Origin of the sequence: Pseudomonas sp. UBA5666 (genome assembly GCF_002420785.1) — a bacterium.
Taxonomy (GTDB): domain Bacteria; phylum Pseudomonadota; class Gammaproteobacteria; order Pseudomonadales; family Pseudomonadaceae; genus Aquipseudomonas; species Aquipseudomonas fulva.
The window spans coordinates 172,619-196,073 of sequence record NZ_DIIQ01000041.1; the positions used below are offsets into that span (position 1 = coordinate 172,619).

23 protein-coding genes and 1 tRNA gene are annotated in these 23,455 nt (G+C 62.3%); 12 read left to right on the forward strand and 12 right to left on the reverse strand.

The window, feature by feature from the left end:
* The first annotated feature begins 146 nt into the window (after positions 1–146).
* The 3 genes from B2Y33_RS17780 (at position 147) to B2Y33_RS17790 (ending at position 3,085) form a co-directional block, all read left to right on the forward strand.
* Entirely contained in the window at positions 147–2,204 is a 2,058-nt protein-coding gene (locus tag B2Y33_RS17780; protein WP_023535377.1) for an LTA synthase family protein, read from the forward strand.
* Between the two features lie 138 nt (positions 2,205–2,342).
* Positions 2,343–2,579: a hypothetical protein gene (locus B2Y33_RS17785; RefSeq protein ID WP_023535304.1), complete on the forward strand. Its 237-nt coding sequence runs from the start codon at positions 2,343–2,345 to the stop codon at positions 2,577–2,579.
* Positions 2,580–2,752: 173 nt separating this feature from the next.
* Complete coding sequence (locus B2Y33_RS17790) at positions 2,753–3,085, forward strand: ribonuclease E inhibitor RraB (protein ID WP_023535326.1); 333 nt, start codon at positions 2,753–2,755, stop codon at positions 3,083–3,085.
* A 30-nt stretch (positions 3,086–3,115) separates the two neighbouring features.
* Here the strand turns inward: B2Y33_RS17790 and B2Y33_RS17795 are convergent, their stop codons facing one another.
* Positions 3,116–3,916, reverse strand: coding sequence for a c-type cytochrome (locus B2Y33_RS17795; protein WP_028687840.1), 801 nt, complete (start codon positions 3,914–3,916; stop codon positions 3,116–3,118).
* A gap of 527 nt (positions 3,917–4,443) precedes the next feature.
* On the opposite strand from B2Y33_RS17795, the gene B2Y33_RS17800 reads away from it, so the two are divergent.
* Positions 4,444–5,175, forward strand: a complete 732-nt coding sequence (locus B2Y33_RS17800) for an amidotransferase (protein ID WP_206405686.1) — start codon at positions 4,444–4,446, stop codon at positions 5,173–5,175.
* A gap of 32 nt (positions 5,176–5,207) precedes the next feature.
* Here the strand turns inward: B2Y33_RS17800 and B2Y33_RS17805 are convergent, their stop codons facing one another.
* The 3 genes from B2Y33_RS17805 to B2Y33_RS17815 all read right to left on the reverse strand — a co-directional run bounded on the left by B2Y33_RS17805 (position 5,208) and on the right by B2Y33_RS17815 (position 7,753).
* Positions 5,208–6,179: a magnesium and cobalt transport protein CorA gene (locus tag B2Y33_RS17805; RefSeq protein WP_023535321.1), complete on the reverse strand. Its 972-nt coding sequence runs from the start codon at positions 6,177–6,179 to the stop codon at positions 5,208–5,210.
* Between the two features lie 68 nt (positions 6,180–6,247).
* A complete protein-coding gene (locus B2Y33_RS17810) occupies positions 6,248–6,961 on the reverse strand; it encodes a lysophospholipid acyltransferase family protein (RefSeq protein ID WP_027914310.1) in 714 nt (237 codons plus the stop codon).
* A gap of 102 nt (positions 6,962–7,063) precedes the next feature.
* A complete protein-coding gene (locus B2Y33_RS17815; protein ID WP_027914311.1) occupies positions 7,064–7,753 on the reverse strand; it encodes a crotonase/enoyl-CoA hydratase family protein in 690 nt (229 codons plus the stop codon).
* Positions 7,754–7,951: 198 nt separating this feature from the next.
* Here B2Y33_RS17815 and B2Y33_RS17820 point away from each other — a divergent pair.
* Positions 7,952–8,041, forward strand: a tRNA-Ser gene (locus B2Y33_RS17820).
* Between the two features lie 169 nt (positions 8,042–8,210).
* On the opposite strand, the gene B2Y33_RS17825 is transcribed toward B2Y33_RS17820, so the two are convergent.
* Positions 8,211–10,343 (reverse strand): TonB-dependent siderophore receptor, encoded by a 2,133-nt coding sequence (locus B2Y33_RS17825; RefSeq protein ID WP_206405685.1) that lies wholly within the window; start codon positions 10,341–10,343, stop codon positions 8,211–8,213.
* Positions 10,344–10,479: 136 nt separating this feature from the next.
* Positions 10,480–11,670, reverse strand: a complete 1,191-nt coding sequence (locus tag B2Y33_RS17830) for an MFS transporter (RefSeq protein ID WP_049696385.1) — start codon at positions 11,668–11,670, stop codon at positions 10,480–10,482.
* A gap of 106 nt (positions 11,671–11,776) precedes the next feature.
* Between B2Y33_RS17830 and B2Y33_RS17835 the strand changes: the two genes are divergently transcribed.
* Positions 11,777–12,667: a LysR family transcriptional regulator gene (locus tag B2Y33_RS17835; RefSeq protein WP_027914314.1), complete on the forward strand. Its 891-nt coding sequence runs from the start codon at positions 11,777–11,779 to the stop codon at positions 12,665–12,667.
* Here the strand turns inward: B2Y33_RS17835 and B2Y33_RS17840 are convergent.
* Both B2Y33_RS17840 and B2Y33_RS17845 read right to left on the reverse strand, forming a co-directional pair.
* Complete coding sequence (locus B2Y33_RS17840) at positions 12,664–13,134, reverse strand: GreA/GreB family elongation factor (RefSeq protein WP_206405684.1); 471 nt, start codon at positions 13,132–13,134, stop codon at positions 12,664–12,666. The two genes, B2Y33_RS17835 and B2Y33_RS17840, sit on opposite strands and share 4 nt — an antisense overlap.
* 2 nt (positions 13,135–13,136) lie before the next feature.
* The gene (locus B2Y33_RS17845) at positions 13,137–13,526 is read right to left on the reverse strand and encodes a hypothetical protein (RefSeq protein ID WP_027914316.1); all 390 of its coding nucleotides are present in this window, start codon (positions 13,524–13,526) and stop codon (positions 13,137–13,139) included.
* A 129-nt stretch (positions 13,527–13,655) separates the two neighbouring features.
* On the opposite strand from B2Y33_RS17845, the gene earP reads away from it, so the two are divergent.
* A complete protein-coding gene (gene earP / locus B2Y33_RS17850; protein WP_206405683.1) occupies positions 13,656–14,789 on the forward strand; it encodes an elongation factor P maturation arginine rhamnosyltransferase EarP in 1,134 nt (377 codons plus the stop codon).
* 48 nt (positions 14,790–14,837) lie between these two features.
* The gene (gene efp, locus B2Y33_RS17855; protein ID WP_023535349.1) at positions 14,838–15,407 is read left to right on the forward strand and encodes an elongation factor P; all 570 of its coding nucleotides are present in this window, start codon (positions 14,838–14,840) and stop codon (positions 15,405–15,407) included.
* A gap of 144 nt (positions 15,408–15,551) precedes the next feature.
* On the opposite strand, the gene B2Y33_RS17860 is transcribed toward efp, so the two are convergent.
* Complete coding sequence (locus B2Y33_RS17860) at positions 15,552–16,007, reverse strand: MarR family winged helix-turn-helix transcriptional regulator (RefSeq protein ID WP_145280441.1); 456 nt, start codon at positions 16,005–16,007, stop codon at positions 15,552–15,554.
* A 57-nt stretch (positions 16,008–16,064) separates the two neighbouring features.
* Positions 16,065–17,018: a LysR family transcriptional regulator gene (locus tag B2Y33_RS17865; RefSeq protein ID WP_206405682.1), complete on the reverse strand. Its 954-nt coding sequence runs from the start codon at positions 17,016–17,018 to the stop codon at positions 16,065–16,067.
* Positions 17,019–17,132: 114 nt separating this feature from the next.
* On the opposite strand from B2Y33_RS17865, the gene B2Y33_RS17870 reads away from it, so the two are divergent.
* Positions 17,133–17,882 carry a sulfite exporter TauE/SafE family protein gene (locus tag B2Y33_RS17870; RefSeq protein ID WP_059183215.1) on the forward strand — a complete coding sequence of 250 codons (750 nt, stop codon included), beginning with the start codon at positions 17,133–17,135 and terminating at the stop codon, positions 17,880–17,882.
* 11 nt (positions 17,883–17,893) lie between these two features.
* Here B2Y33_RS17870 and B2Y33_RS17875 read toward each other — a convergent pair whose 3' ends face one another.
* The gene (locus tag B2Y33_RS17875) at positions 17,894–18,745 is read right to left on the reverse strand and encodes a LysR substrate-binding domain-containing protein (RefSeq protein ID WP_027914321.1); all 852 of its coding nucleotides are present in this window, start codon (positions 18,743–18,745) and stop codon (positions 17,894–17,896) included.
* Positions 18,746–18,842: 97 nt separating this feature from the next.
* On the opposite strand from B2Y33_RS17875, the gene B2Y33_RS17880 reads away from it, so the two are divergent.
* Positions 18,843–19,061 carry a DUF1127 domain-containing protein gene (locus tag B2Y33_RS17880; RefSeq protein ID WP_049696383.1) on the forward strand — a complete coding sequence of 73 codons (219 nt, stop codon included), beginning with the start codon at positions 18,843–18,845 and terminating at the stop codon, positions 19,059–19,061.
* Between the two features lie 40 nt (positions 19,062–19,101).
* On the opposite strand, the gene B2Y33_RS17885 is transcribed toward B2Y33_RS17880, so the two are convergent.
* Entirely contained in the window at positions 19,102–20,448 is a 1,347-nt protein-coding gene (locus tag B2Y33_RS17885; RefSeq protein WP_206405681.1) for a class II 3-deoxy-7-phosphoheptulonate synthase, read from the reverse strand.
* Positions 20,449–20,561: 113 nt separating this feature from the next.
* Here B2Y33_RS17885 and B2Y33_RS17890 point away from each other — a divergent pair, with 113 nt between their 5' ends.
* Complete coding sequence (locus B2Y33_RS17890) at positions 20,562–21,317, forward strand: spermidine synthase (protein ID WP_027914324.1); 756 nt, start codon at positions 20,562–20,564, stop codon at positions 21,315–21,317.
* Between the two features lie 440 nt (positions 21,318–21,757).
* Complete coding sequence (locus tag B2Y33_RS17895; RefSeq protein ID WP_027914325.1) at positions 21,758–23,428, forward strand: DEAD/DEAH box helicase; 1,671 nt, start codon at positions 21,758–21,760, stop codon at positions 23,426–23,428.
* Positions 23,429–23,455: the final 27 nt, after the last annotated feature.

The following is a 23,455-nucleotide window of genomic DNA, read 5'->3' on the forward strand; positions in this document are numbered from 1 at the left end:
ACAACTACACCCCTGGCGCCACAGGCGCATCCAGGCCGTGACAAAATTTTCACAATGAATTAAACAGAATCAGCACCCGCACAATGCCGCGCTGGTCTTGCGCCAGCGCCTTCTTCGCAAACCGCATTTCTAGGACCTTCCTGTTCATGGCCAACCCGGACGCCTTGAAGCAACGGCGCGCGCGAGCGCCGTTCTCGCCGACCCTCAAATCCCACCTGGCCTATACGCTGCTCAGCGCGCTGGTCATCATGCTGATGCTCAGCCTCGTGCGCCTGGCACTGCTGGTCTACAACAGCGACATGATTGGCGACACGCCAGCGGCCACGGTCGCCGAAGGGTTCGTCAACGGCCTGCGCTTCGACCTTCGGGTGGTGGTGTACATCAGCATACCGCTGCTGCTGGCACTGCTGAGCCCCTGGGCCATGGCCCGCCGGGGTGTGTTCCGGTTCTGGCTGACGCTCACCGCCAGCGTGGTGATGTTCCTGGGCCTGATGGAGCTGGACTTCTATCGCGAGTTCCACCAGCGTCTGAACGGGCTGGTGTTCCAGTACATCAAGGAAGACCCCAAAACCGTCATGAGCATGCTCTGGTACGGCTTCCCAGTGGTGCGCTACCTGCTGGCCTGGGTGTTCGGAACCTGGCTGCTCAGCCTGCTGTTCAAGGGTGTGGACCGGCTGACCCGCGGGATTGGGACCCAGCCGGTGGCTGCCTGGTATTACCGCCTGGCAGTGTTCATGGTGATCCTGCTGGTGGCCGTGATCGCCGCCCGTGGCACCCTGCGTCAGGGCCCGCCCATGCGCTGGGGTGACGCGTTCACCACCGACTCGAACTTCGTCAACCAGTTGGGCCTCAACGGCACCCTGACCCTGATCGACGCCGCCAAGAGCCGCTTTGGCGAGGACCGCGCCAACATCTGGAAGCCGGTGCTTGAGCAGAACCTGGCGACCCAGACCGTACGCCAGCAACTGCTGACCCCCCATGACACCCTGGTCGATGCCGACGAAGCTGCCGTGCGCCGCGATTTCGTGCCGCCAGCCGAGGGCACCCTGCCCATCAAGAACGTGGTGGTGATCCTGATGGAGAGCTTCGCGGGCCATTCGGTCGGCGCGCTGGGCAGCCCCAACAACATCACCCCTTACTTCGACAAGCTGGCCAAGGAAGGGCTGTTGTTCGACCGTTTCTTCTCTAACGGCACCCACACGCACCAGGGCATGTTCGCCACCATGGCGTGCTTCCCCAACCTGCCAGGCTTCGAGTACCTGATGCAGACCCCGGAGGGCGGTCACAAGCTGTCCGGGCTGCCAGCCTTGCTCAGCGCCCGTGACTACGACGACGTGTACGTCTACAACGGCGATTTCGCCTGGGACAACCAGTCCGGCTTCTTCGGCAACCAGGGCATGACCACCTTCATCGGCCGGCAGGACTTCGTCGACCCGGTGTTCTCTGACCCGACGTGGGGCGTGTCCGACCAGGACATGTTCGACCGCGGCAATCAGGAACTGGCCAAGCACGATGGTAAAAAGCCGATCTATGCCTTGCTCCAGACCCTGTCCAACCACACGCCGTACGCCCTGCCCAAGGACCTGCCGGTAGAGAAGGTGACCGGGCAAGGCCGCCTGGACGAACACCTGACGGCCATGCGCTACTCGGACTGGGCCCTGGGCCAGTTCTTCGAGAAGGCGCGCAAGGAGCCTTACTTCAAGGACACCCTGTTCGTGATTGTGGGTGACCATGGTTTCGGCAACCATCAACAGGTCACCGAACTGGACCTGGGACGGTTCAACGTACCGCTGCTGCTGATCGCTCCAGGCATCCAGGAGAAGTTCGGTGCGGTCAACCATACCGTGGGCACCCAGGTCGATATCGTACCGACTATCATGGGTCGCCTGGGCGGCCAGACGCGCCATCAGTGCTGGGGGCGCGACTTGCTCAACCTGCCTGAGGGCGACCCAGGCATCGGCATGATCAAGCCTTCGGGCAGCGAGCAGATCGTGGGCCTGGTGCAGGGCGACCGTATCCTGATCGAGTCCAAGGACATGACCCCGCGCCTATACCGCTATCAGTTGGGTCGCGAGTTCAAGGCCGAGCTCATCGAAAGCCCGGACCAGCCGCAGTTGCTCAAGCAGCTCGAAGCCTATATTCAGACGGCCACCAAGAGCTTGCTGGACAACACGGCAGGGGTAGTGCACGGCACGCCGAAGTAACCGTGTCCACATCCCCGACCAGGGCCGCTACCGGGCGGCCCTGGTCGGGGGTGTTCAACTTTCTGAACATTCCCCAAGGGCCAAGGTCAGTTATTCAGGCATCGCGTAAGGTGTCGTTTGATTGAGAGGGCTCGTTCGATGAAAGAGTGGGAAGTCATCTTTGCCGACCAGAAAGGCGCACCGACCTCGATCGTGCTGCAGGCAGAACATCGCCCCAGCGAGGAAGACGCCGCCCGTGCCATCCGCACGCGGTTGTTCCCGGTCATGGATGAGCTGGACCTCAACGATTTTCAGGATCGCGCGGTTTCCCCCACGGCGCGCTGGCTGAAAGAACACAGCGGCGTCACCATCACCAGCATTGAAGAGGCGCCCTGATTCACGGTTTGCGTAGCGTCCGCCTGGGCACTACGCTGCATGAAGGTGCCCGCCGGCTGCGCAGGCGGCACCGTTCCCACCCGCGTCTTGTATCAGCTCGAACTGCCCGACGATTTGGGGCAGGTGCCCGTGCACGGAAAGTCTATCCACTGCGTTATTCAGGAGGACGATTCATGAGCAGCCAACACGACGATATCAGCAGCAACGTCCTGCGCCAGATGAAGGCAGGCGGTTTCGATTTCACCCAGATTCACCCTATCGAGTTCTATGCCGTTTTCCCGGATGAAGCCGCTGCGCGTCGCGCAGCCGGGGAGTTTCGTGGCGAATCGCTCAACGCTCAGGTGACCGAGCTCGATGACGGTGCCTGGCACCTGGAACTCAGTAAAATCATGTTCGCCACCCACGGTGGCATTGGCGATTTCGAGGAGGCCTTCGAGCAGGTTGTCACGCCTTATGGCGGCGAAGTGGAGGGGTGGGGGGTCAAGCACGAGCGCCTCACGGCCTAGGCCATTGGGCCGTCCTGCGGCCCAATTTTCTCAGGATTTGCGCGTGGCCATGTGCCGCAGATACGCCAGCAGCGCATCGAGTTCCTTATCACTCAGCACACTTGGGGCAAAGCCCGGCATTTTCGCCTGGGGCCATTGCCGCAAGCTTTGTGGGTCCCGAATCAGCCTGCGCAGGTAACCTGGCTGGAAGTACTCGGTCGGGTTATGCGGCACGTTCAGATCAGGCCCTACCTGAGCATCCCCTGCACCGTTAAGGCGATGGCAGGCCAGGCAGTTTTGCTGGAACAGTGCAAAGCCTTGTCGCACGGGACTGCCGCTGGGCAGCTTCGGGTCCGGCAGCAACGCCGGAAACCGCTGCTCGACAGGCGCCAGCTTACGGATCGTGGAAATCTGAAAGGGCCATTGTTCGGGGCGAATGCCGCTTGCTTGCGGCGCGGTCCACACCAGGTAGAACGGCCCTGCACTCGGTTTGCCCTTGCTTAGGGGCGGCCATGGGTCGCCCGGGTCTTCGACGGCTAGCCAGGCCTGCGCCGGGCCGGATTGAAGCAAAGGGCCAGCGGGCATTTCTGCCGCAAAGCCATCGGCTGCAATGGCCTGCAGATGGTCTTCTGGCCCCACACCGTCCAGCAGCACCGCCAGGGGTACTGCGCGATAGCGCATGGGGCGCTTATAGGAAACGTCCTCGCTGATATCTACCGCTTTGGCCTGGGAATGCGCGAGCAGCTGTTCGCTGTTCCACTGTGTTTGGCCAGTGCCCAGTTCAAGGTGCAGTTGGGCCGCCGACAGCGGCAGGCATGACAGCAGGGCTGCCAAGGCAATGCATGGGCGCATGGGATACTCCGGCCATCAGGGGCCAGCAGGTTACCGCTATGCAGCCTGCTCCCGCCACCACGGGCCTTAACCGAACACCCGTGTCAGGTTCGGCAGTATCAGCAACAGCGTGGTCGCGAAAAGAATGAGCCCAGCTTGGCGAAGTTTCGATTGTCTGAACATGGCGGACCGCCTTCTTGTTGTTATTCCTCAATACCCGTTGGCTTCCTTGTCACACGTCGGGTCGATCGCAATGGCCCCTACCGGCACCTGCACCGCTTGCCTCATGAATGTGGACATACCTGCAACATTAGGGTGTACACGATTCAGGCTTGAGAACCCTTTGTTCTAACTACCAACGCCTATAAAGCATTTCGATTTAAAGCATCAAGCCATCGCGCTGATAGGCTTCAGCTAGACAGGCTCGCTGTTTTTGTACTGCCTCTACCCGGCGTGCACCGTTCGTCTGCGCGACCCTCTTGCTTGTACGTGCCTTTCGCGTCACGCTCTATAGCTGTTTTCCATCCATGTCGTTCAGGACTATCCCTATGTCGTTACGCATCTGCATCCTTGAAACCGATGTTCTGCGACCGGAATTGACGGCGCAGTACGAAGGCTACGGCAGGATGTTCGAGCAGCTCTTCGCCCGTCAGCCGATCACAGCACAGTTCAGCGTGTATAACGTCATGAACGGTGAATATCCGGCAGAGGATCTCAAGTTCGATGCTTACCTTGTGACGGGCAGCAAAGCCGATTCGTTCGGTTCCGAACCTTGGATCCAGACGCTCAAGGCTTACCTGCTCAAGCTGTATGACCAGGGTGAGAAGCTGCTGGGCGTGTGTTTCGGTCACCAGTTGCTGGCACTGACCCTGGGTGGCAAGGCGGAGCGGGCCGAGCAGGGCTGGGGCGTCGGCGTGCACCGTTATTCACTGTCTGCACGGGCACCCTGGATGCAACCTCAGGTGTCTGAGCTGACCTTGCTGATCAGTCACCAGGACCAGGTGACCGAATTGCCCAAAGGCGCCACGGTCATCGCATCCAGTGATTTCTGCCCCAATGCGGCGTATTGCATCGGCGATCAGGTACTGTGTTTCCAAGGTCACCCAGAGTTCGTGCATGACTACTCCCGGGCCCTGCTCGACGCTCGACAGGCGCATCTGGGCGATGAGGTCTACCACAAGGCCGTCGCCAGCCTAGCCACCGAACATCAGGGTGACGTGGTAGGCGAGTGGATGTTGCGTTTCATCCAGCAACCGACCAGCAAGCACAACGCGGCCTGACAGGGCAGGGGCGCCGGGTGCCCCTTGCTTGGTTACAACCAGCCGGATTTCTTGAAGCTGGCGAACAGCCCTGTGCATCCGGCCGCAATCACCCCCAGCACCACGTAATAGCCGTAGTGCCAGCTCAGCTCCGGCATGTTCTGGAAGTTCATGCCGTAGATGCCGGCAATGGCAGTGGGGAAGGCCAGAATGGCCGCCCAGGCGGCGAACTTGCGCTGCACGATGCTCTGGCGAGACGCTTCGAGCAGCATGCCGATCTCGATGGTCTGGCTGGCAATGTCGCGAATCCCGGCCAGGTCTTCCATCTGCCGGGTGACGTGGATCTGGACGTCGCGAAAGTAGGGGCGCATGTTCTTGTCGATGAAGGGAAAGCTCAGGCGCTGCAATTCCTCGCTCACTTCCACCATGGGCGCCACGTAGCGGCGCAAGCGCAGCAGATCGCGTCGCAGGCTGTGCAGGCGACGGATGTCGGCTTCGAGCAAGGATCCGCCGAGCACGCTCTGCTCCAGCGCTTCGATTTCCCCATGAATCGCCTCGCTGACCGGCTGGTAGTTTTCGGTAACGAAATCCAGCAGCGCATACAACACGAAGTCCTCGCCGTGTTCGAGCAGCAACGGCCGCGCTTCGCAGCGTTGGCGCACCAGGGCATAGGATTTGGAATGGCCATTGCGACAGGTGATCACGTAGCCATTGCCGGCGAAGATGTGGGTTTCGATGAACTCCAGCCGCCCCTGCTGGCGTACCGGTGAATAGGTGACGATAAACAAGGCGTCGCCGAAGGTTTCCAGCTTCGGCCGGCTGTGTTTCTCCAGAGCGTCTTCGATGGCCAGTTCGTGAAGGTTGAACTGGCGTTGCAGGTTGGCCAGCGCTTCGGCGTCGGGCTCCTCCAGCCCGATCCAGACGAAGTGGCCTGGCTTGCGTGCCCATTCGCTGCCTTCATCGATACTGATGTTGGTGACCTTCCTACCGGCGCTGTACACCGCCGCTGCCACGACTCGCCCCATGATTGCCCGCTTTTTTGTGGTTGAACACGGCCTACAGCTTGGGCTGTAGTGGGCGGGAGAGCAACGGGTCAGGGCAGTTCGTGTTCCATCCGGTCGATGCACTGCTGCATGTGGGTGCGGCACTGCTCGATCAGCGCAGGCAGGTCCTGTTGCGTCATGCCGGTGGTGGCGATGGGAGGCAAGGAGCGTACGATCACCGTCCGGCGCCGCCAGCTGTTGAGGTTCAGCCGGTGGGCATAGCGGCTCACGCACACGGGCACGATGGGTACCCCGGCCTCGATGGCCATGTGGAATGCGCCTTTCTTGAACGCCAATAGCTGTTCACTGGCGTTACGCGTGCCTTCAGGGAATATCCAGATGGAGGTGTCGTTCTGCAGGACGCGGGTGGTCTTTTGCAGTGCCTTGCGGGCCTGGTAGGCGTTCTTGCGGTCGACCAGCACGTTGCCGCCCAGCCAGAACAACTGCCCGAACAGCGGAATCCAGCCCAGGCTCTTCTTGCCGATGGCCACGGTGCGTTGCGGGACCACCTGGCCCAGGACGAACAGGTCGAAGTTGGATTGGTGGTTGGCGATGATGACGCAGCCCGGTGGCTGGTCCCACAAAGGCCCCACCTGCTTCTGGACCTTCAGGCCCATGAGCCAGGTAGCCGGCACGCTGTAGAGCCGGGCGAACACGCGGCTGTTGTCGGGGTTGAACGGGCGGCACAGGCCAATGATCAGCCCCACGGCGCCGACGGCGAGAAAATGCAGCGCCAGCAGGAACATGCGAAGAACGTAAAGCATGGTACGACTCACACCAGACAGTCGCCCGGCAGTGTACGACTGTGCACTGGCCGGGGCAAACCCTGGTGGAGGCGCTCTGGTCGATCTGTGCAGGTGGTGAGGTCACCCCATGTGTTGCTGGTCCAGCTCGATAGCCTTGTCCAGGGCTTCGAGCAGGCCCTTGCGGACCTTGAGCTTGGTGTTCTTGTGGGCCAGCATGTTCAGCTGCTTGAGCGCTTGCGCTGTAGCCAAGGCGGTCTCCATCAGTTGCTCGGCGGGCACCACCTTGTCCAGAAAGCCTGCATCCACCGCCCCCTGGGGGTCGAACACTTCGGCGTTGATCACCGAGCGGTGGAAGGCCGAGCGGCGCAGACGGTCACGGGCCAGTTCGATCCCGGCATGGTGCATGGTCATGCCGATCTGCACTTCGTTCAGGCACACCTTGTACGGGCCTTCGACGCCAATGCGGTAGTCGGCCGACAGCAGCAGGAACGCCCCTTTGGCTACGGCGTTGCCTGGGCAGGCCACCACCACTGGAAACGGATGCGACAGCAGGCGGCGCGCCAGGGTGGAGCCTGCGGTGACCAGCGCGATGGCCTCTTTGGGGCCGCGGGTCATGACCTTCAGGTCGTAGCCGCCCGACAGAATGCCCGGCTGCCCGGTGATGATCACCACTGCCCGGGCCTCGAGGGCGCGATCGAGCGCTGCATTGAACGCGTCGATGACGTCCGGCGATATGGCATTGACCTTGCCGTTGTTCAGGGTCAGAGTGGCGATGCCGTCTTCGGCATGGTAGGTGATCAGCTCGCTCATGGCAGAGTCCTTTTGTTGGCGTGGCGCCGACGTTACCCAGCAGCGCAGGCCAGGTAAAGCAGCAAGGCTGACTGGCCAGTCAGGCGCTGCCGACGGCGAGATGCAAATGCATGAAAAAACTGAAAAAAATGCTTGCCAAAGGAAACGTCTTTCACTAAATTAGCGCACCTCGACAGGCCATACGGCTTGAAGAGAAACGGTGAAGTGTCCGAGTGGTCGAAGGAGCACGCCTGGAAAGTGTGTATACGAGAAATCGTATCAAGGGTTCAAATCCCTTCTTCACCGCCACATTCTACGAAGAGCCCCTGTGCTGCAAAGCATGGGGGCTTTTTGTTTTTGGGGTGTTTATTGATGGGGCTGCCGACGGTGTGTGAGGCACGGGCTGCAGCTTTGCAGCGGTAATCGCCGCGGCCCCGGCGATTCCTGCTGCGAAGCGAGTAATCTCAGCCACTACAACTCAAAAACTCACCGAAGCCGACAACCGTGCCGTACGCGGTGCCCCCTGGAACAGGTAGTTATCCCCCAGATAATCCCCCACATCCCGCCAATAACGCTTGTCGAAGACGTTGTCCACTGTCAGCCGCAGCGCCGTGTCATACCCCCCGACGCGCGTCTGGTAGCGCCCGCCCAGGTCGAACACGGTATACCCACCCACCGCCACGTTGCCGGCATGATCAGCGTACTTGCGGGCGCTGTAGCGTACCCCGCTCAGTATCGCCAGCCCTGGCACCGCCAGGGTGTACTGCGCCTGCAGGGCTGCCCGGAACCTTGGCACGTTGATGGCCTGGTGCCCCTCACGCTCAGCCGTACCACTGCCGACCACCCGCGCATGAATGGCGGCCGCGCTGGCCTGCAACTGTAAGTTGGAGGTCACCCAACCGCTGGCCCCGAGTTCCAGCCCCGTGTTTTTCTGCTGGCCTTGCTGCACATAGGTGAAAGCGCCGTCGCCGTCAGGGCGGGCGTACTGGTACGCCTGACGAATCTGGAACAACGCAGCGCTCACGCTCAGCGCCTCCCAGTCATGCTTGAGGCCCACTTCCAGCTGGTGCGAGAGGGTGGGCGCAAGGATCTGCGCAGCGTTACGGGCAAACCACGGTGCAGTGCCGCCCGCCGAAAGGCCTTTGGCGTAACTGGCGTAGAGCGTCGTGTCTGGTGCAGGTTTGAAGACCAGCGCCGCGTTGGGCAGCAGTTGATACTGGCGAGTGTGCCGCCCGGCGGTGCCGGTTTCATCCCAGGTGCGTTCATCCAGGCGCACTTCCCGGGCGCCGACGATGGCTTGCCAGTGTTCACTGAACGTCACCCGATCAGTGACGAAGAGCCCATACTGGCGGCTATCCAGACGCCTTTCGCGAGCGCCGACGGGTTGGTCCGAGGGGGCAAGGTCGGGCGCGGCTTCATCCAGGTTGCCGGTGCCGAGCCACGCGTTGTAGTACGGACGCTGGTCCAAGGTGCGGCGCTGGACGCTGGTGCCCAGGGTTAACGCGTGGCCCACGCCCAGCGCATCGAAGCGCCCATCGAGCGTGGCCTGCGCCTCGTCGATACGCCGGGTATCGTCGGGGCTGCGAAAATCATAGATGTCGTAGTCGCCGGTGCTGCTGAAGAAGGCGCCTTCCCCAGAGCCCCAGGCAAAGGCACTGTAGTCGTCGATCACCGCCTGGCTGCGTGAGGCGCTGACCGTGCCTGTCCAGGCCTCGCCGAATCGGTACTCCAGGCGCCCGCCCAGGTTGAGCGAATCGTTCTGCACAGGCTTGGCCCACTGCTGGTAGGCAAGGTGGTTCTCAGGGTCTACGTCGTGGGGCAGGCGCGTGCCGCCCAGCAACTGGTAACCCGGTACCGAGCGCTGCTGGCGGTGCTGGTAGTCGGCGTCCAACTGCAAGGTGGCGTTCGGGCTGATCTGCCAGTCGAAGGCCAGCGCCGCGAAATCACGCTGGCCGTCGGCATGCGCGACATAGGAGCGAATGTCCTCATGCGCAAGGTTCACCCGCAGGCCGAGCTGCTGCTGGTCGCCGAACCAGCCGCCGACGTCGGTGGCCAGGTAACGTTCGCCCTGCGCGTTGGTGGACAACGTGATCCGGCGCACAGGCTCGGCCCGCTTGGTCACATAGTTGACCAGGCCCCCGGGCGCCGACACGCCGCTTTGCAGCCCCGACAAACCCTTGAGCAGTTCCACCTGCTGCTTGTTCTCCAGGGCCACGTTCTGCTCACCGACCATGGTATGCCCGTTGAGGCGATAGCTGCTGGCGGCATTGAGCTCGAAGCCGCGCACGTTGAAGTTTTCGTAGTAGCCGACCGGTGCGTAGCTTTCCCCCACCGAAGCGTCGCCTTGCAGCACTTCGCTGAGCAGGCGCACCTGCCGATCCTCCAGCAAAGGCTGGCTGAAAACGCTGATCGATGCCGGGGTGTCAAGCAGGGGTGCAGCCTGAAAGCTGCCTACGGCAGCCTCACGTGCCTGGTAGCCGTCGTTGCCGTAGGTATCAGACACCTCAAGCGGGTCCAGTTGCACCCCGTGGTCTGCGAACACCGCAGGGCATTGCAAGGCCAGGCCCAGGCTTAGCAGGCGAAAGGGCAGGCGAGGGTGACGCGGGGGCATGCGTGGGGCTCCTGAAGGCGCGGCACAGGCCGTGAAAAAGGCCGCATAGTATCAGTCGCTTCAGGTATTGGGCGCGGACAAAAGCCTGGGAGCCCCGACTTGGGGGCTGCGCACCACGCAGCCCCCGTAGGCACGGCTATTGGCGCACCAAGGCTTCGGGTTTGGCTTTACGCGCTGCCACCCACCACACTACCAATGCCAGCGCGCCAATCACCAGGCCTGCCACCACAATCCCTGGCCAGCCCTGGCGCTGGAACAGTTGCGTGCCCAACAGTGACCCCAAGGCGCCACCGATGAAATAGCACGTGATATAGCCCGCATTGAGTCGGGTACGCGCTTCGGGGCGCAGCGCGATGACCGCGTTCTGGTTGCTCACATGCACCAGCTGCACGGCCAGGTCGAGCATCAGCACGCCCAGCAGCAGGGCCAGCAAGGACTGCTCGGCAAAGCCCAGCGGCACCCAGGACAGCAGCAAGACCACCAGCCCCACCGTGGTCCCCAGCGAGCCTTTGCCATGGTCAGCCAGCCGCCCGGCCCAGTTGGCCGAAAGCGCCCCGGCCGCACCTGCCAGGCCGAACAGGCCGATCACCGCATCGGAGTAATGATACGGCTCGTTGGCCAGCAGAAATGCCAGGGGCGTCCAGAACAGTGCGAACAGGCTGAACGCCAACAGGCCGAGCAGCGAGCGCAGCCGTAGCACCGGCTCTTCGATGAATAGGCGGAACACGGAGCCAATCAGGGCGGGATAGCGCAGGCCTGCATGGCTGTGATGCTCCGGCAGGCTACGATGCAGCGCCAGGGCCGTGATCGCCATCAGCACCGCAGCCAGCACGTAGATGCTGCGCCAGCCGCCCAGTTCGGCCATGAAGCCTGCGGCCGTGCGCGCCAGCAAAATGCCCAGCAGCAGGCCGCTCATCAGGGTGCCGATGGCACGGCCCCGTTGATTGGGCTCGCTCAACGAGGCGGCCATGGGCACCAAAATCTGCGCCACGACGGAGAACAGCCCAGTCAATGTGGTGCCGAGTATCAACCAGGGCAGGCTGGGGGCACAGGCACTGATGACCAGGCCAAGCGTGGCGATCACGGTCATCACGGTGATCAGCCGGCGTTGTTCGAACAGGTCGCCCAGCGGTGCCAGCAGCAACAGGCCGGCCCCGTAGCTCAGTTGCGCGGCAATCACGATGCTGCCGGCGCTGGCGGTGCTCAAGCCGAACTGCTGGGCGATGCTGTGCAGCAGCGGTTGAGCGTAGTAATTGCTGGCCACGGCCAGGCCAGTGGCCGTGGCCATCAGCAGAATCAGGGCACGGCTGAGGGTTGGGGTGTGCATGGTGGTTCTCGTGACGGGCAGTGAAGTGGGGAAGATTATCGACGCCCTCGACGCATGACACCAATGTATAGTTCTCACGCCATCCATCTTGAAAGCAGATTGATCCATGAATCTCAAGCAGCTCGAATATGCATTGGCGGTGGCCGAGACAGGCAGCTTCACCCGTGCCGCCGAGCGCTGCCATGTGGTGCAGTCGGCGCTCAGTCATCAGGTGGCCAGGCTGGAGAGCCAGCTGGGCGTGAGCCTGTTCGAGCGCACCTCGCGCCGGGTGTGGTTGACCCCGGCAGGGGAGGCGTTCGTGCTAAGCGCCCGGCCAGCGGTGGAGGCCGCGCGACGCATTGCCGACGATGTGGCCGCCGCCTGTGGCCAGGTCCGCGGTCGGCTGACCATCGGTGAAATCAGTTCGCTGACGGCGCTGGACCTGGTCGACCTGCTTGCCGAGTTTCACGTGCACTATCCGGATGTGGATGTACGGTGGCTCACGGCCAAGAGCGAACGGTTGGTCGCCGATGTGCTCGAGCGTCGCCTGGATGTGGGTTTCATCGGGTTGTGGGAAGGCGAGGGCGTGCAGGGGGTACAGCATCGTCTACTGGCTCGGGAGGCGCTGGTCGCCGTGCTTCCACCCACCCACCGCCTGGCCGGACACGGGCAATTGACGCTTGCCGACCTGGTCCAGGAGGTGCTGGTGGATTTCCCGGAAGGCACCGGTGCGCGCCGGCAGACCGACGAAGCGTTCCAGGCGGCAGGGCTGCAACGTCGGGTGCAGTTCGAGATCGGTCATGTGCGGCTGGTGGAGAAGTTCGTGCAGCGCGGCATGGCGATCGGCCTGGTGCCGGAGCGAGTGGCCCAGGGCTTTGACGGCGTGGCCAGGGTACAACTGCTCGACGCGCCGGTACGGCACCTGTACGCGATCTGGTCCGCCCACCCGACACCCGCCGCCCGGGCTTTTCTAGCGCTCATGGAGCAGCGCCTGGGGGCGCTTGAGCACAGGCGCTAGATCACCCCGACGAGGGTCCAGCCTGTGGCATTGAGACTGACATCCTCGTCAATGCGCTTGCCCATCAGTTGTTGCCCCAAAGGTGAGCGCGGCGTGATCACCATGACCACCTCATCGCCCAGGACGATCTTCAACCCAGCCGCCTCGGGCCCGATGATCAGCCTGCGGCATTGGCCCTGTTCATCTTCCAAGGTGACCACCTGGCTTACCTGCACCCCTTGCTGAGGGTCGTAGTCGCGCAGCTTCAGCTGTCGGTAGGTCTGGAGTGCCTGGCGGATCTCGGCGCTGCGCCGGGCCTGGCCCGTGGCCAGGTAGGAGGCTTCCAGGCCCAACGTGTCGTACTTGTTCTCGGCGATGTTTTCTTCGGCAGTGGCAGCTTCATAAGCGCTCTGCGCTGCTCGGGTTACCACATCCAGGTCGTGTTCGAGCGCCGCGATGATCTGCGCTATCAGGTGGGCCTTGTTCATGATCAGTAACAGAACTCCAGCACGTTGGCCTGGCTTTTGTCTGTGGGGGCCGTGCGGTTCTGCTGTAACCAGAACTGGCATTTGGGGGTGTTGAGGTTGCGGGGGTTGCCTTCGGCGGCTTGCTCCAGTTGCTGCTTGTGCAGCGTGTCCTTGTAGCGCTCGAACATTTCGGCCTGGGCGTTCGGTGGCTGCGTCGAGGTCGGCGGCGTAGCGCCGCGGGGGGCGTCCTGCGCGGTGGCTGGCTCCGGTGCCTCGACCGGGGTGGGCATCAGCTGGTCCACAAGCCACAGGCTGGCAGCAATCGCCACAGCGCCCAGCCATAGGCCCAGCGCGATGCTCAGTATCAGTGGCAAGGGTTTGAGCGTGATCGTCAGTTCGCGGCGACGGGGCATGGTTGCTTCCTGGCAAGGTGGGCGTTGGCGCATTGTTGCATGCGCGTTGGCATTTTTACGCGCACGGCTGTCTTTGGTGACAATTTATGCGCAGAATCCGCAGCTTTGGCACGGGTTAGGGAGCCGAGCATGACAGCCACGTGGGACATCTTTTGCAGCGTCGTGGACAACTACGGCGATATCGGTGTGACCTGGCGCCTGGCTCGGCAACTGGTGGCCGAGCACGAGGTCGCCGTGCGCCTGTGGGTTGATGACCTCAATGCCTTCGTGCCTTTGTGCCCGGGCGCAGACGCCACTGCGGCGCAGCAATGGCTACGAGGTGTGCAGGTGCGTCAGTGGTCGTCTACCTGGGTGCCGGTGGAGCCGGGTGATGTGGTGATCGGTGCGTTCGCCTGCCAGTTGCCGGATGCATTTGTCCAGGCCATGCGAGCGCGCCACACCCCGCCTGTGTGGCTGAACCTTGAATACCTGAGTGCCGAGCCATGGGTGGAGGGCTGTCACGGGCTGCCGTCACCGCAGCCAAACGGGCTGCGCAAGGTATTTTTCTTCCCGGGCTTCACCGAAAAAACCGGTGGGCTGCTTCGCGAGCATGACCTGTTGCCAAGGCGTGATGCCTTCGAGCGGTCCAGCCGAGCGCGCACAACGTTTCTCGCGGCTTTGAAAGTAACGCCCGCGCAGGGTGCCCTGTTGATCATGCTATTTGCCTATGAGAACCCGCAGCTTGCCAGCTGGCTGCAAGCGCTGGCCACCGACCCGCAGCCGTCTCATGTGCTGGTACCGCAAGGGCGAAGCATCGCCGGGCTTGGGCAGTGGCTGGGGGTAACGCACCTTGAGGCGGGCGATGTGCATGTGCGCGGATCATTGACGGTGCAGGTGTTGCCTTTCGTCAGTCAGGACGATTTCGACCGGCTGTTGTGGAGCTGTGATTTCAACGCCGTACGAGGCGAGGATTCCTTCGTTCGCGCCCAGTGGGCGGCCAAGCCCATGCTTTGGCACATCTACGTGCAGGAAGAAAACGCGCATTGGGAAAAACTCGAAGCGTTCCTGGCGCTTTATCGACGCGGCTTGTCGGACGAGGCGCAAGCGGCCCTACTCGGGTTATGGCGTGCCTGGAACAGGGATCAGGACATGGGGCAGGCCTGGCGCGCAGCCCGCCCGCATTGGGCGCAGTTGCACCAGCATGCCCGTTGCTGGGCTGCCCAGCAGGCCGCTGGGCCGGACCTTGCCAAGGCGCTAGTACACTTTTGTGGAAATTCGCTATGATATGCGGCCTCGATTTTTATAAATCCATCCAGATTCGGATACTGCGTAATGAAAACTGGTAAAGAACTGAAACCCGGTACCGTCCTGCGGATCGACAACGACCCGTGGCTGGTTCAGAAAGCGGAATTCACCAAGTCGGGCCGTAACAGCGCGATCATGAAGACCAAGCTCAAGAACCTGCTGACCGGCTACAAGACCGAAACCGTATACGGTGCGGACGACAAGCTGGACGACGTGATCCTGGACCGCAAGGAAGCCACCCTGTCGTTCATCAACGGTGATGAATACACCTTCATGGACACCAGCGACTACACCATGTACGAGCTGAATGCCGAAGACATCGAAGCCGTTCTGCCGTACATCGAAGAAGGCATGGAAGATGTCTGTGAAGCCGTCTTCTTCGAAGGCCGCCTGGTCTCGGTAGAACTGCCGACCACCATCAGCCGTCAAGTCGTCTACACCGAGAACGCTGCGCGCGGCGATACCTCGGGCAAGGTCATGAAGCCTGCCAAGCTGAAGAACGGTACCGAGATCTCGGTGGCCGACTTCATCCAGATCGACGAGTGGATCGACATCGACACCCGCGACAACAGCTTCAAGGGTCGTTCCAAGAAGTAATGCTTCCTGGATAGCCTGAAGCACCGCTACTGCCTGGTGCTTCTGTGGGGCCGCAAAGCGGCCCCAACTATTGAGCACACGCAAGCGTGGATTTCTACGCCACCGCACCTCGGTAGCGCCGCTCCAGCCCAAGTTAGCCCCCCCTCACAACGTCTTCTGCAAGCTCTCGCGCAGTGCCAGCAAATCGGCTTGCAGCTTTTGCAGCCCCTCGTGAGTGCGCCCACTGGCCTTGAGAATCAGCTGAGGCACCTCTTCGGCTTGCTTGTGCAACTTGCGCCCTTTATCCGTCAGCTGCACCAGCACAACCCGCTCATCTTCACGGCTGCGGGTGCGCTTGAGCAGGCCTTCGCTTTCCAGGCGCTTGAGCAACGGCGTCAGTGAACCTGGGTCAGTGAGCAAGTGCTGGCTGATTTCGCCCACGGTCAAACCATCGTGCTCCCACAACACCAGCATCGCCAGGTATTGCGGGTAGGTCAGGTTGAGGGCCTGAAGCAAGGGCTTGTACACCTTCGTCATCAGTAACGAGGTGGAATGCAGCGCGAAGCAGACCTGGTTCTCCAGTAGCAGTTCGGCGCCAGAGGCTTTGTTATCGGCGTTCATGCAGGTCCTTGAATTCGTTGAATAAGAAACTAGCACGCTGATGGTGGGGTACGCTTACTACCAGCGTAATTCACTGCGCAGTGCCAAATCCCACGGCGGGACCGGGCTAAAGCGGCTCTTGAGAAATTCGAGCAGCAATCGGCTGCGAGAGTTCGTTTCATGTTCAAGGCGAAGTGCATAAATGCCGCTCGTCTCCGCTTGGGGCAGGCCGGCGTCGCAAAAAAGCGCGATCAATTCCCCACGCAACAGATATTCGCTGATCAGCCAGGTAGGCAAATGGGCGATTCCCAGCCCGGCCAAGGCGCCGAACAGAAGGGTTTCGGCATTGTTGGCAACCATGCGCATGCGCGAGGGCCGGTACAGACGTGTCTGGCCGTCTACCTCGAATCGCCAGGCGAACGGGGGTGCCAGGCCGTCCCAGTCCAGGCCGTCATGGCCAGGCAATTCGCTGGGGCACTTGGGCACGCCCCGTGCCGCCAGGTAGGCGGGGCTGGCGCAGGCGATGCGCACCATGTCGGCAAGGGGTGTCGCCACCAGGCGTGTGTCGGCCAGCGGACCTGCCCGTAATACCAGGTCGACTTCGCCTAAATGGCTGCCGTGCATGTCGACGAAACTGTCGATCAAGCGCAACTGCACATCGAGGCCAGGGTAGGCCACCAGAAAATCGGCGATCGCCGGGGCCAGGTGACGGCGCCCGAAGGCCGCCGGTGCATCGAGGCGTATCAAGCCTTCCGGGGCATTGCTCAACGACACCGCTTCGGCCCGGGCCAGGCGCAACTCATCTATGACGTGCCTGGCGCGTTCGGCAAACGCATTGCCCGCAGGCGTCGGCCGCACAGCGTGGGTGCTGCGGCTGAACAGGCGGCTGCCGAGGGCGCGCTCCAGGTTATCGATGCGCCGGGCAACCGCTGACGGCGTCAGTGGATGACGCCGGGCCGTGCCGGAAAAGCTCCCGGTTTCCAGTACATCGAGAAACAAGCTCAATTGATCGGTCAATGTATCAGGGTTCATGGCCAAGTCCGCTTTTGCAGGAAACGCACAGCCATTGTGCGTGGCTGTGCGTTTCGCTGCCAGCACACAGCCGCTAGCATGACGGTCCCTGTGCACGATAAAAGTTGAAATCTGATGATCGAGTGGGTGCTGTACGGCGTATTGGGCGTCGCCCTGGGAACCGTGGGTGGGCTTTTCGGCATCGGTGGCGGCCTGATTGCCATTCCGGCCCTTGGCGTGTTGTTCGGCCTTGACCAGCAGTTGGCGCAGGGCACGGCGTTGGTCATGGTGGTGCCCAATGTGCTATTGGCGTTATGGCGCTATCACCAGCGCAACCGCATCGAGCTACGGCATGCCCTACCGCTGTCCTTGTGCAGCTTCGTGTTCGCCTGGCTGGGGTCGATCTGGGCCGTGGGGTTGGACGCGCATGCCATGCGCCTGGGTTTTGTGGGCTTTCTGGTGGCGCTGGCGATCTGGAACGTGGCCAGGATGTTCATGAAAGTCAGCCCTGCCAGTACAGAGCTGCGTCATCCCTGGCCTTGGCTTGGCGTACTCGGCAGCTTCGCCGGGACCATGGGCGGGTTGTTCGGCGTCGGTGGCGCGGTCGTCGCCACGCCGATATTGACCAGTGTGTTCGGCGCAACCCAGGTGGTCGCGCAAGGGTTGTCACTGGCGCTGGCAGCGCCAAGCACGTTGGTCACCCTGGTGACCTACGGCGTGCACCACAGTGTGGACTGGAGCGTCGGTATCCCGCTTGCGGCGGGCGGGCTATTGAGCATCAGTTGGGGCGTCAAGTTGGCCCACGCCCTGCCGGAAAAGGCGCTGCGGGCGATGTTCTGTGTTTTCCTGGTGGTCTGCGCGGTCATGCTTGGTTTCGAACTGTAGCCGCAGGCGTGTCACTTGAACCCTTCGATGATGTACTGCGCCATGCAATCGGTGATGGGGGAGGGTGACTGACCGCCACGTACCAGCATGACGTTGGCCAGCGGCAATTCAGGCAAGCCTTCGGCTTCGCCGAGTACCCGCAGATTGCCGCTGATCAGGCTCTGCAACTGGGCGGTCACCGCCAGCCCTGCGGTGACCACAGCAAAAATGGCCGACAGGCTGGGGCTTGTGTAGGCCACCCGGTAGTCGATGCCCTGGGTTTCCAGTGCGTTACAGGTCCAGGCGCGGCAGAAGCACTCGGTGTTGAACAATGCCAATGGCATGGGGCGCTGCTCGTGTGGGCAGAAGCCCTCGGCCGCAGCCCATACCAGCCGCTCCTGGCGCAGCAGTTGGCCGATTTCGTTGCCGGGCTCACGGGTGACGATGGTCAGGTCCAGGTCCTTGCGTAGCATCAGCTGGCGTGAGGTGTCGCAGTGCACTTCCACCTGGACCAAGGGGTAGGCCTTGGCAAAACTGGACAAAATGCTCGGCAGAAAACGCATGGCGTAGTCGTCCGGCGTACCGATACGCACCAGGCCCACCATGTGCGGCATGCGCAGGGTGTTGAAGACCTCACCGTGCAACTTGAGAATGCGCCGGGCATACCCCAGCAATACCTGTCCTTCGGCGGTCAAACGCACTTGCCGCCCCTCGCGTTCGAACAAGGGCCGTTGAAGGATATCTTCTTCCAGGCGCTTCATCTGCATGCTGACGGCCGATTGGGTGCGGTTGACCACCTCACCGGCACGGGTAAAGCCGCCTTGCTCGGCGATGGCAACAAAGGTACGCAGCACGTCGGCGTCGAGACTCTGGTACTGGGACATTGCATCAATCTCCGAGATGCATGGCATCAGAAACATTCGTTGGATTGATCTTAATCGGCGCGTGAGACTGAAGCCATCGATAACGGAGGGCTTCACGATGAAAGGTACGATCAGTTGCGCAGAGGCTTCAGTTGTGTCGTCAAGGACGTTGTGGCAAGCGACCTGGGGGCGCGTGATCCGGTGGTTGGAGCTGCACCGCCAGCGCCAGCAGCTTGCCAGCCTGAGCGACGCCATGCTCCACGACCTGGGCTTGAGCAGGGCCGATACGCATCAGGAAAGCGAGCGGCACTTCTGGGACGACCCGCTGTGCAAGTGAGCGCAGCGAGGTCCCTGCCTTGCCTTTTTCGGAGCGCCGCTTAGCGGCGCACCTGCTTCAGTGTCTCGGCGATCAGGAACGCCAGTTCCAGCGACTGGTCGGCGTTCATCCGAGGGTCGCAGTGGGTATGGTAGCGATCCGACAAGGCGTCCTCGGTGATCGGGCGGGCCCCACCGATGCACTCGGTGACGTTCTGCCCGGTCATCTCGATATGAATACCACCTGCGTGGCTGCCTTCGGCCTGGTGAACTTGGAAGAACTGCTTCACCTCGTCCAGGATCTGGGCGAAGTCGCGGGTCTTGTAGCCGCTGCTGGCCTTGATGGTATTGCCATGCATCGGGTCCGAACTCCACAGCACCTTGCGGCCCTCGCGCTCGACCGTGCGGATCAGCCCCGGCAAATGGTCCCCGACCTTGCCCGCGCCCATGCGCACGATCAGGTTCAGGCGCCCTGGATCGTTGCTGGGGTTAAGGATGTCGATCAGGCGGATGAGCGCCTCCGGTTCCATGCTCGGGCCCACCTTGACCCCGATCGGGTTGTGCACCCCACGCAAGAACTCCACGTGTGCGCCGTCGAGCTGACGTGTGCGATCGCCGATCCAGAGCATGTGCGCGGAGCAGTCGTAGTAGTCGCCAGTCAGGCTGTCCTGGCGCACGAAAGCCTGTTCGTAGTTGAGCAGCAGGGCTTCGTGGGCCGTGAAGAAGCTGGTCTCGCGCAGCTGGGGTGCGCTGTCCAGGCCACAGGCGCGCATGAACGCCAGGGTCTCGTCGATGCGGTTGGCCAACTGGTGATATTTGTCGGCCAGCGCCGAATTGGCGATGAAGTCCAGGTTCCACTTGTGCACCTGGTGCAGGTCGGCGAAGCCGCCTTGCGCGAAAGCGCGCAGCAGGTTCAGGCTGGCCGTGGACTGGTGATAGGCCTGCAGCAGGCGCTCGGGGTCGGGGATGCGGCTTTTGGCATCGAAGCCGATACCGTTGACGATGTCGCCACGGTAGGCGGGCAAGGTAACGCCGCCCAGGGTCTCGTCACCGGCCGAGCGAGGCTTGGCGAACTGCCCGGCCATGCGCCCTACCTTGACCACAGGACAGCCGGCGGCAAAGGTCATGACAATGGCCATTTGCAGCAGCACCTTGAAGGTGTCGCGAATCTTGGCCGCGGAAAATTCCGCGAAGCTCTCGGCACAGTCGCCACCTTGCAAGAGAAACGCCCGGCCTTCGGTCACCTCGGCGAACTGACGCCGCAACTCGCGGGCTTCGCCAGCGAACACCAACGGCGGGTAACTGGCCAGGGTTTGCTCGACCTTGTGCAGGTGCGCAGCGTCAGGGTAGATGGGTTGTTGCTGGATCGGCAGGGCACGCCAGCTGTCAGGGCTCCACGTTTGGGTCATTTCAGGCTCGGTCATGTAGGTTGCAGGCTGGCAGCCATGGTAACAGCTGGCACCGTGCTTGTTGCAGCACGGGTGTTGACGGACAATGCAGCTTTTGCGGGGGTGATTTGCACATGGTGGCGCAACGGCAGGAGCGGTTGCTGGCACGCGTGGAGGATGCCTTTGGCGTCATCAGCGTGTACGAGGTGGATGATTACCGTTTCCTCGAATTCGGCGACGCCATCGAGCAGAGCTGCGTGTTCACGGCGGACCCCAGCTGGCTGGAGTACGATTACACCCGCGCCATGCTGGTAGGGGCGCTTTGCCATGAACAGCCGGAAAGTGCGCTGTTCCTGGGGCTGGGCGCCGGAACCCTGACCCAGGCTTGCATGAAGTTTCTGCCCCTCGAAGACATCGAGGCCATCGAGCTGCGCCCAGATGTGCCACGCCTGGCCATGGAGCACCTTGGCCTGGATGATGACCCGCGGTTATATGTGCGCATCGGCGATGCGGTCGAATTGCTGCCGACTGCGGAAACGACCGACTTGTTGTTCGTCGACCTTTATACCGACCATGGGCCTGGCGTCGGGCATTTGGCTTGGAATTTTCTGGAGGGCTGCCAGCAACGCCTCAACCCCGGTGGTTGGCTGGTGATCAACCAGTGGGCCACTGACGAGGGCAAGCCGCTTGGGGCGGCATTGCTGCGCGGGTTGTACCACCGCCATTACTGGGAATTACCGGTCAAGGAGGGCAACGTGATCGTGCTGGTGCCAGCCGACCTGGAGCAGACCCTGGACATGGCGGGGCTGCGGGCGCGGGCCGAGGCCCTGGCGCCACGCCTGGGGTATAGCCTGGACGGGTTGATCAAGGACATTCGGCCGGCCAGTTGAGCCGCAGGGATTGGATGAAATTGCAAGGGGCCGTTGCGCGGCCCCGCGCGCCATACAGAGGGCTTCGTGGTTTGACCGCAGCGTTCCAGTCACTTGGCGATAACCAAAACAACGCCCCTGCAGGTGTAAAAGATGTATCGTTTCAGCCGCTGCCCACCGACAGCGCCCTCAAACCCCGCGGCCTGAAAAAATTCCTCCCGCCCCGTTCGATTTCAGGTATAGTACGCGCCGGTCTTTTAGCGGGCCTCAAAAATCAGGCGGTGCAAATCCTCCGAGTTCAGCTTCGGCTGCACGTCCGCTAGGCGGACCTTCCCAAGTATCTTTTTCAATCGTTTTCGCAAATCCCCGCCGCCAAAGCTGCCTGGGTGACCTGTCGGTCTTTCATGGCTTGTGCAGCTTTGGAGCATGGGTCTTTGCGGATGCACTCTAGAGGCAGACCCATGACCCAGGAAATCGCCGGCTTCGCCGCTCTCGATCTCAATCCGAACATTGTTGCCGCTGTCGTGGCCACCGGCTATGAAGAGCCGTCGGCCATTCAGCAGCAATCGATCCCGATCATCCTCGCCGGTCACGACATGATCGGCCAGGCGCAGACAGGCACCGGCAAGACCGCTGCCTTCGCTCTGCCGATCCTCAACAAGATCGATGTGAGCAAGCGCGAGCCGCAAGCCCTGATCCTGGCACCAACCCGTGAGTTGGCGCTGCAAGTTGCAACCGCTTTCGAAACCTACGCCAAGCAGATGCCGGGCGTGAACGTCGTGGCCGTCTACGGTGGTGCCCCGATGGGCCCGCAGCTGCGCGCCATTCGCAACGGCGCGCAAATCGTCGTCGCCACCCCAGGCCGTCTGTGCGACCACTTGCGTCGTGACGAGAAGGTCCTGTCGACCGTGCAGTACCTGGTACTGGACGAAGCCGACGAGATGCTCAAGCTGGGCTTCATGGACGACCTCGAAGTGATCTTCGATGCCATCCCGGCCACGCGTCAGACCGTACTGTTCTCCGCGACCCTGCCGTCGTCGATCCGCTCGATCGCCGAACGTCACCTGCGTGAGCCCAAGCACGTCAAGATCCAGAGCAAGACCCAGACCGTCACCGCGATCGATCAGGCTCACCTGATGGTGCATGCCGACCAGAAGATCCCGGCCGTGCTGCGTCTGCTGGAAGTCGAAGAGTTCGACGCGCTGATCGCCTTCGTGCGCACCAAGCAGGCTACCCTGGACCTGGCTGCCGCGTTGGAAGCCAAGGGGTACAAGGCTGCTGCGCTGAACGGCGACATCGCCCAGAACCAGCGTGAGCGCGTGATCGACTCGCTCAAGGATGGCCGCCTGGACATCGTCGTCGCCACTGACGTCGCTGCCCGTGGCCTGGACGTGCCGCGCATCACCCACGTGTTCAACGTCGACATGCCGTACGATCCTGAGTCCTATGTGCACCGTATTGGCCGTACCGGCCGTGCGGGTCGCGAAGGTCGCGCACTGCTGCTGGTGACGCCGCGTGAGCGCCGCATGCTGCAGGTGATCGAGCGCGTGACGGGTCAGAAAGTCGCCGAAGCGCGCCTGCCCAACGGCCAGGCGGTGCTCGATGCCCGTATCAAGAAGCTGACCAATAGCCTGGCGCCGCTGGTTGCCGAAGCCGAAGCCACCCACGGCGAGCTGTTCGACCGCCTGACCGCCGACCTGGGCTGCAGCGCTCGCGCGCTGGCTTCTGCCCTGCTGCGCAAGGCCACCAATGGCCAAGCCCTGGACCTGGCAGCGGTAGAACGCGAACAGCCCCTGGTGCCAAGCTTCGCCCCGCGTGGCGAGCGCACCGAACGTGGCGAGCGCCCGGACCGTGGCGACCGCGAGCGTCGTGCGCCACTGCCGTTGGCAGAAGGCCGCGTACGCTGCCGTACTGCCCTGGGCGCACGTGACGGTATCGCTGCCAAGAACCTGCTGGGCGCGATCCTCAACGAAGGTGGCCTGGCGCGTGATGCCATTGGTCGCATCCAGGTGCGTGATAGCTTCAGCCTGGTCGAGCTGCCGGAAGACGGCCTCGAGAAGCTGCTGACCAAGCTCAAGGACACTCGCGTCGCTGGCAAGCAGCTCAAGCTGCGTCGCTACCGCGAAGATTGATCCTCAAGCAATAAAACATCCCCGGCC

What these genes read in the sequence shown, in the direction of transcription:
- B2Y33_RS17880 (WP_049696383.1), top strand. Translation starts at nt 18,843, where the DNA reads ATGAAAGGTACGATCAGTTGCGCAGAGGCTTCAGTTGTGTCGTCAAGG.
- B2Y33_RS17835 (WP_027914314.1), top strand. Translation starts at nt 11,777, where the DNA reads ATGAATCTCAAGCAGCTCGAATATGCATTGGCGGTGGCCGAGACAGGC.
- B2Y33_RS17875 (WP_027914321.1), bottom strand. Translation starts at nt 18,745, where the DNA reads ATGTCCCAGTACCAGAGTCTCGACGCCGACGTGCTGCGTACCTTTGTT.
- B2Y33_RS17815 (WP_027914311.1), bottom strand. Translation starts at nt 7,753, where the DNA reads ATGAGCGAGCTGATCACCTACCATGCCGAAGACGGCATCGCCACTCTG.
- B2Y33_RS17870 (WP_059183215.1), top strand. Translation starts at nt 17,133, where the DNA reads ATGATCGAGTGGGTGCTGTACGGCGTATTGGGCGTCGCCCTGGGAACC.
- B2Y33_RS17895 (WP_027914325.1), top strand. Translation starts at nt 21,758, where the DNA reads ATGACCCAGGAAATCGCCGGCTTCGCCGCTCTCGATCTCAATCCGAAC.
- B2Y33_RS17795 (WP_028687840.1), bottom strand. Translation starts at nt 3,916, where the DNA reads ATGCGCCCATGCATTGCCTTGGCAGCCCTGCTGTCATGCCTGCCGCTG.
- B2Y33_RS17885 (WP_206405681.1), bottom strand. Translation starts at nt 20,448, where the DNA reads ATGACCCAAACGTGGAGCCCTGACAGCTGGCGTGCCCTGCCGATCCAG.
- B2Y33_RS17810 (WP_027914310.1), bottom strand. Translation starts at nt 6,961, where the DNA reads ATGCTTTACGTTCTTCGCATGTTCCTGCTGGCGCTGCATTTTCTCGCC.
- B2Y33_RS17825 (WP_206405685.1), bottom strand. Translation starts at nt 10,343, where the DNA reads ATGCCCCCGCGTCACCCTCGCCTGCCCTTTCGCCTGCTAAGCCTGGGC.
- B2Y33_RS17890 (WP_027914324.1), top strand. Translation starts at nt 20,562, where the DNA reads ATGGTGGCGCAACGGCAGGAGCGGTTGCTGGCACGCGTGGAGGATGCC.
- B2Y33_RS17860 (WP_145280441.1), bottom strand. Translation starts at nt 16,007, where the DNA reads ATGAACGCCGATAACAAAGCCTCTGGCGCCGAACTGCTACTGGAGAAC.
- earP (WP_206405683.1), top strand. Translation starts at nt 13,656, where the DNA reads ATGACAGCCACGTGGGACATCTTTTGCAGCGTCGTGGACAACTACGGC.
- B2Y33_RS17845 (WP_027914316.1), bottom strand. Translation starts at nt 13,526, where the DNA reads ATGCCCCGTCGCCGCGAACTGACGATCACGCTCAAACCCTTGCCACTG.
- B2Y33_RS17800 (WP_206405686.1), top strand. Translation starts at nt 4,444, where the DNA reads ATGTCGTTACGCATCTGCATCCTTGAAACCGATGTTCTGCGACCGGAA.
- B2Y33_RS17785 (WP_023535304.1), top strand. Translation starts at nt 2,343, where the DNA reads ATGAAAGAGTGGGAAGTCATCTTTGCCGACCAGAAAGGCGCACCGACC.
- B2Y33_RS17865 (WP_206405682.1), bottom strand. Translation starts at nt 17,018, where the DNA reads ATGAACCCTGATACATTGACCGATCAATTGAGCTTGTTTCTCGATGTA.
- B2Y33_RS17840 (WP_206405684.1), bottom strand. Translation starts at nt 13,134, where the DNA reads ATGAACAAGGCCCACCTGATAGCGCAGATCATCGCGGCGCTCGAACAC.
- B2Y33_RS17830 (WP_049696385.1), bottom strand. Translation starts at nt 11,670, where the DNA reads ATGCACACCCCAACCCTCAGCCGTGCCCTGATTCTGCTGATGGCCACG.
- B2Y33_RS17780 (WP_023535377.1), top strand. Translation starts at nt 147, where the DNA reads ATGGCCAACCCGGACGCCTTGAAGCAACGGCGCGCGCGAGCGCCGTTC.
- B2Y33_RS17805 (WP_023535321.1), bottom strand. Translation starts at nt 6,179, where the DNA reads ATGGGGCGAGTCGTGGCAGCGGCGGTGTACAGCGCCGGTAGGAAGGTC.
- B2Y33_RS17790 (WP_023535326.1), top strand. Translation starts at nt 2,753, where the DNA reads ATGAGCAGCCAACACGACGATATCAGCAGCAACGTCCTGCGCCAGATG.
- efp (WP_023535349.1), top strand. Translation starts at nt 14,838, where the DNA reads ATGAAAACTGGTAAAGAACTGAAACCCGGTACCGTCCTGCGGATCGAC.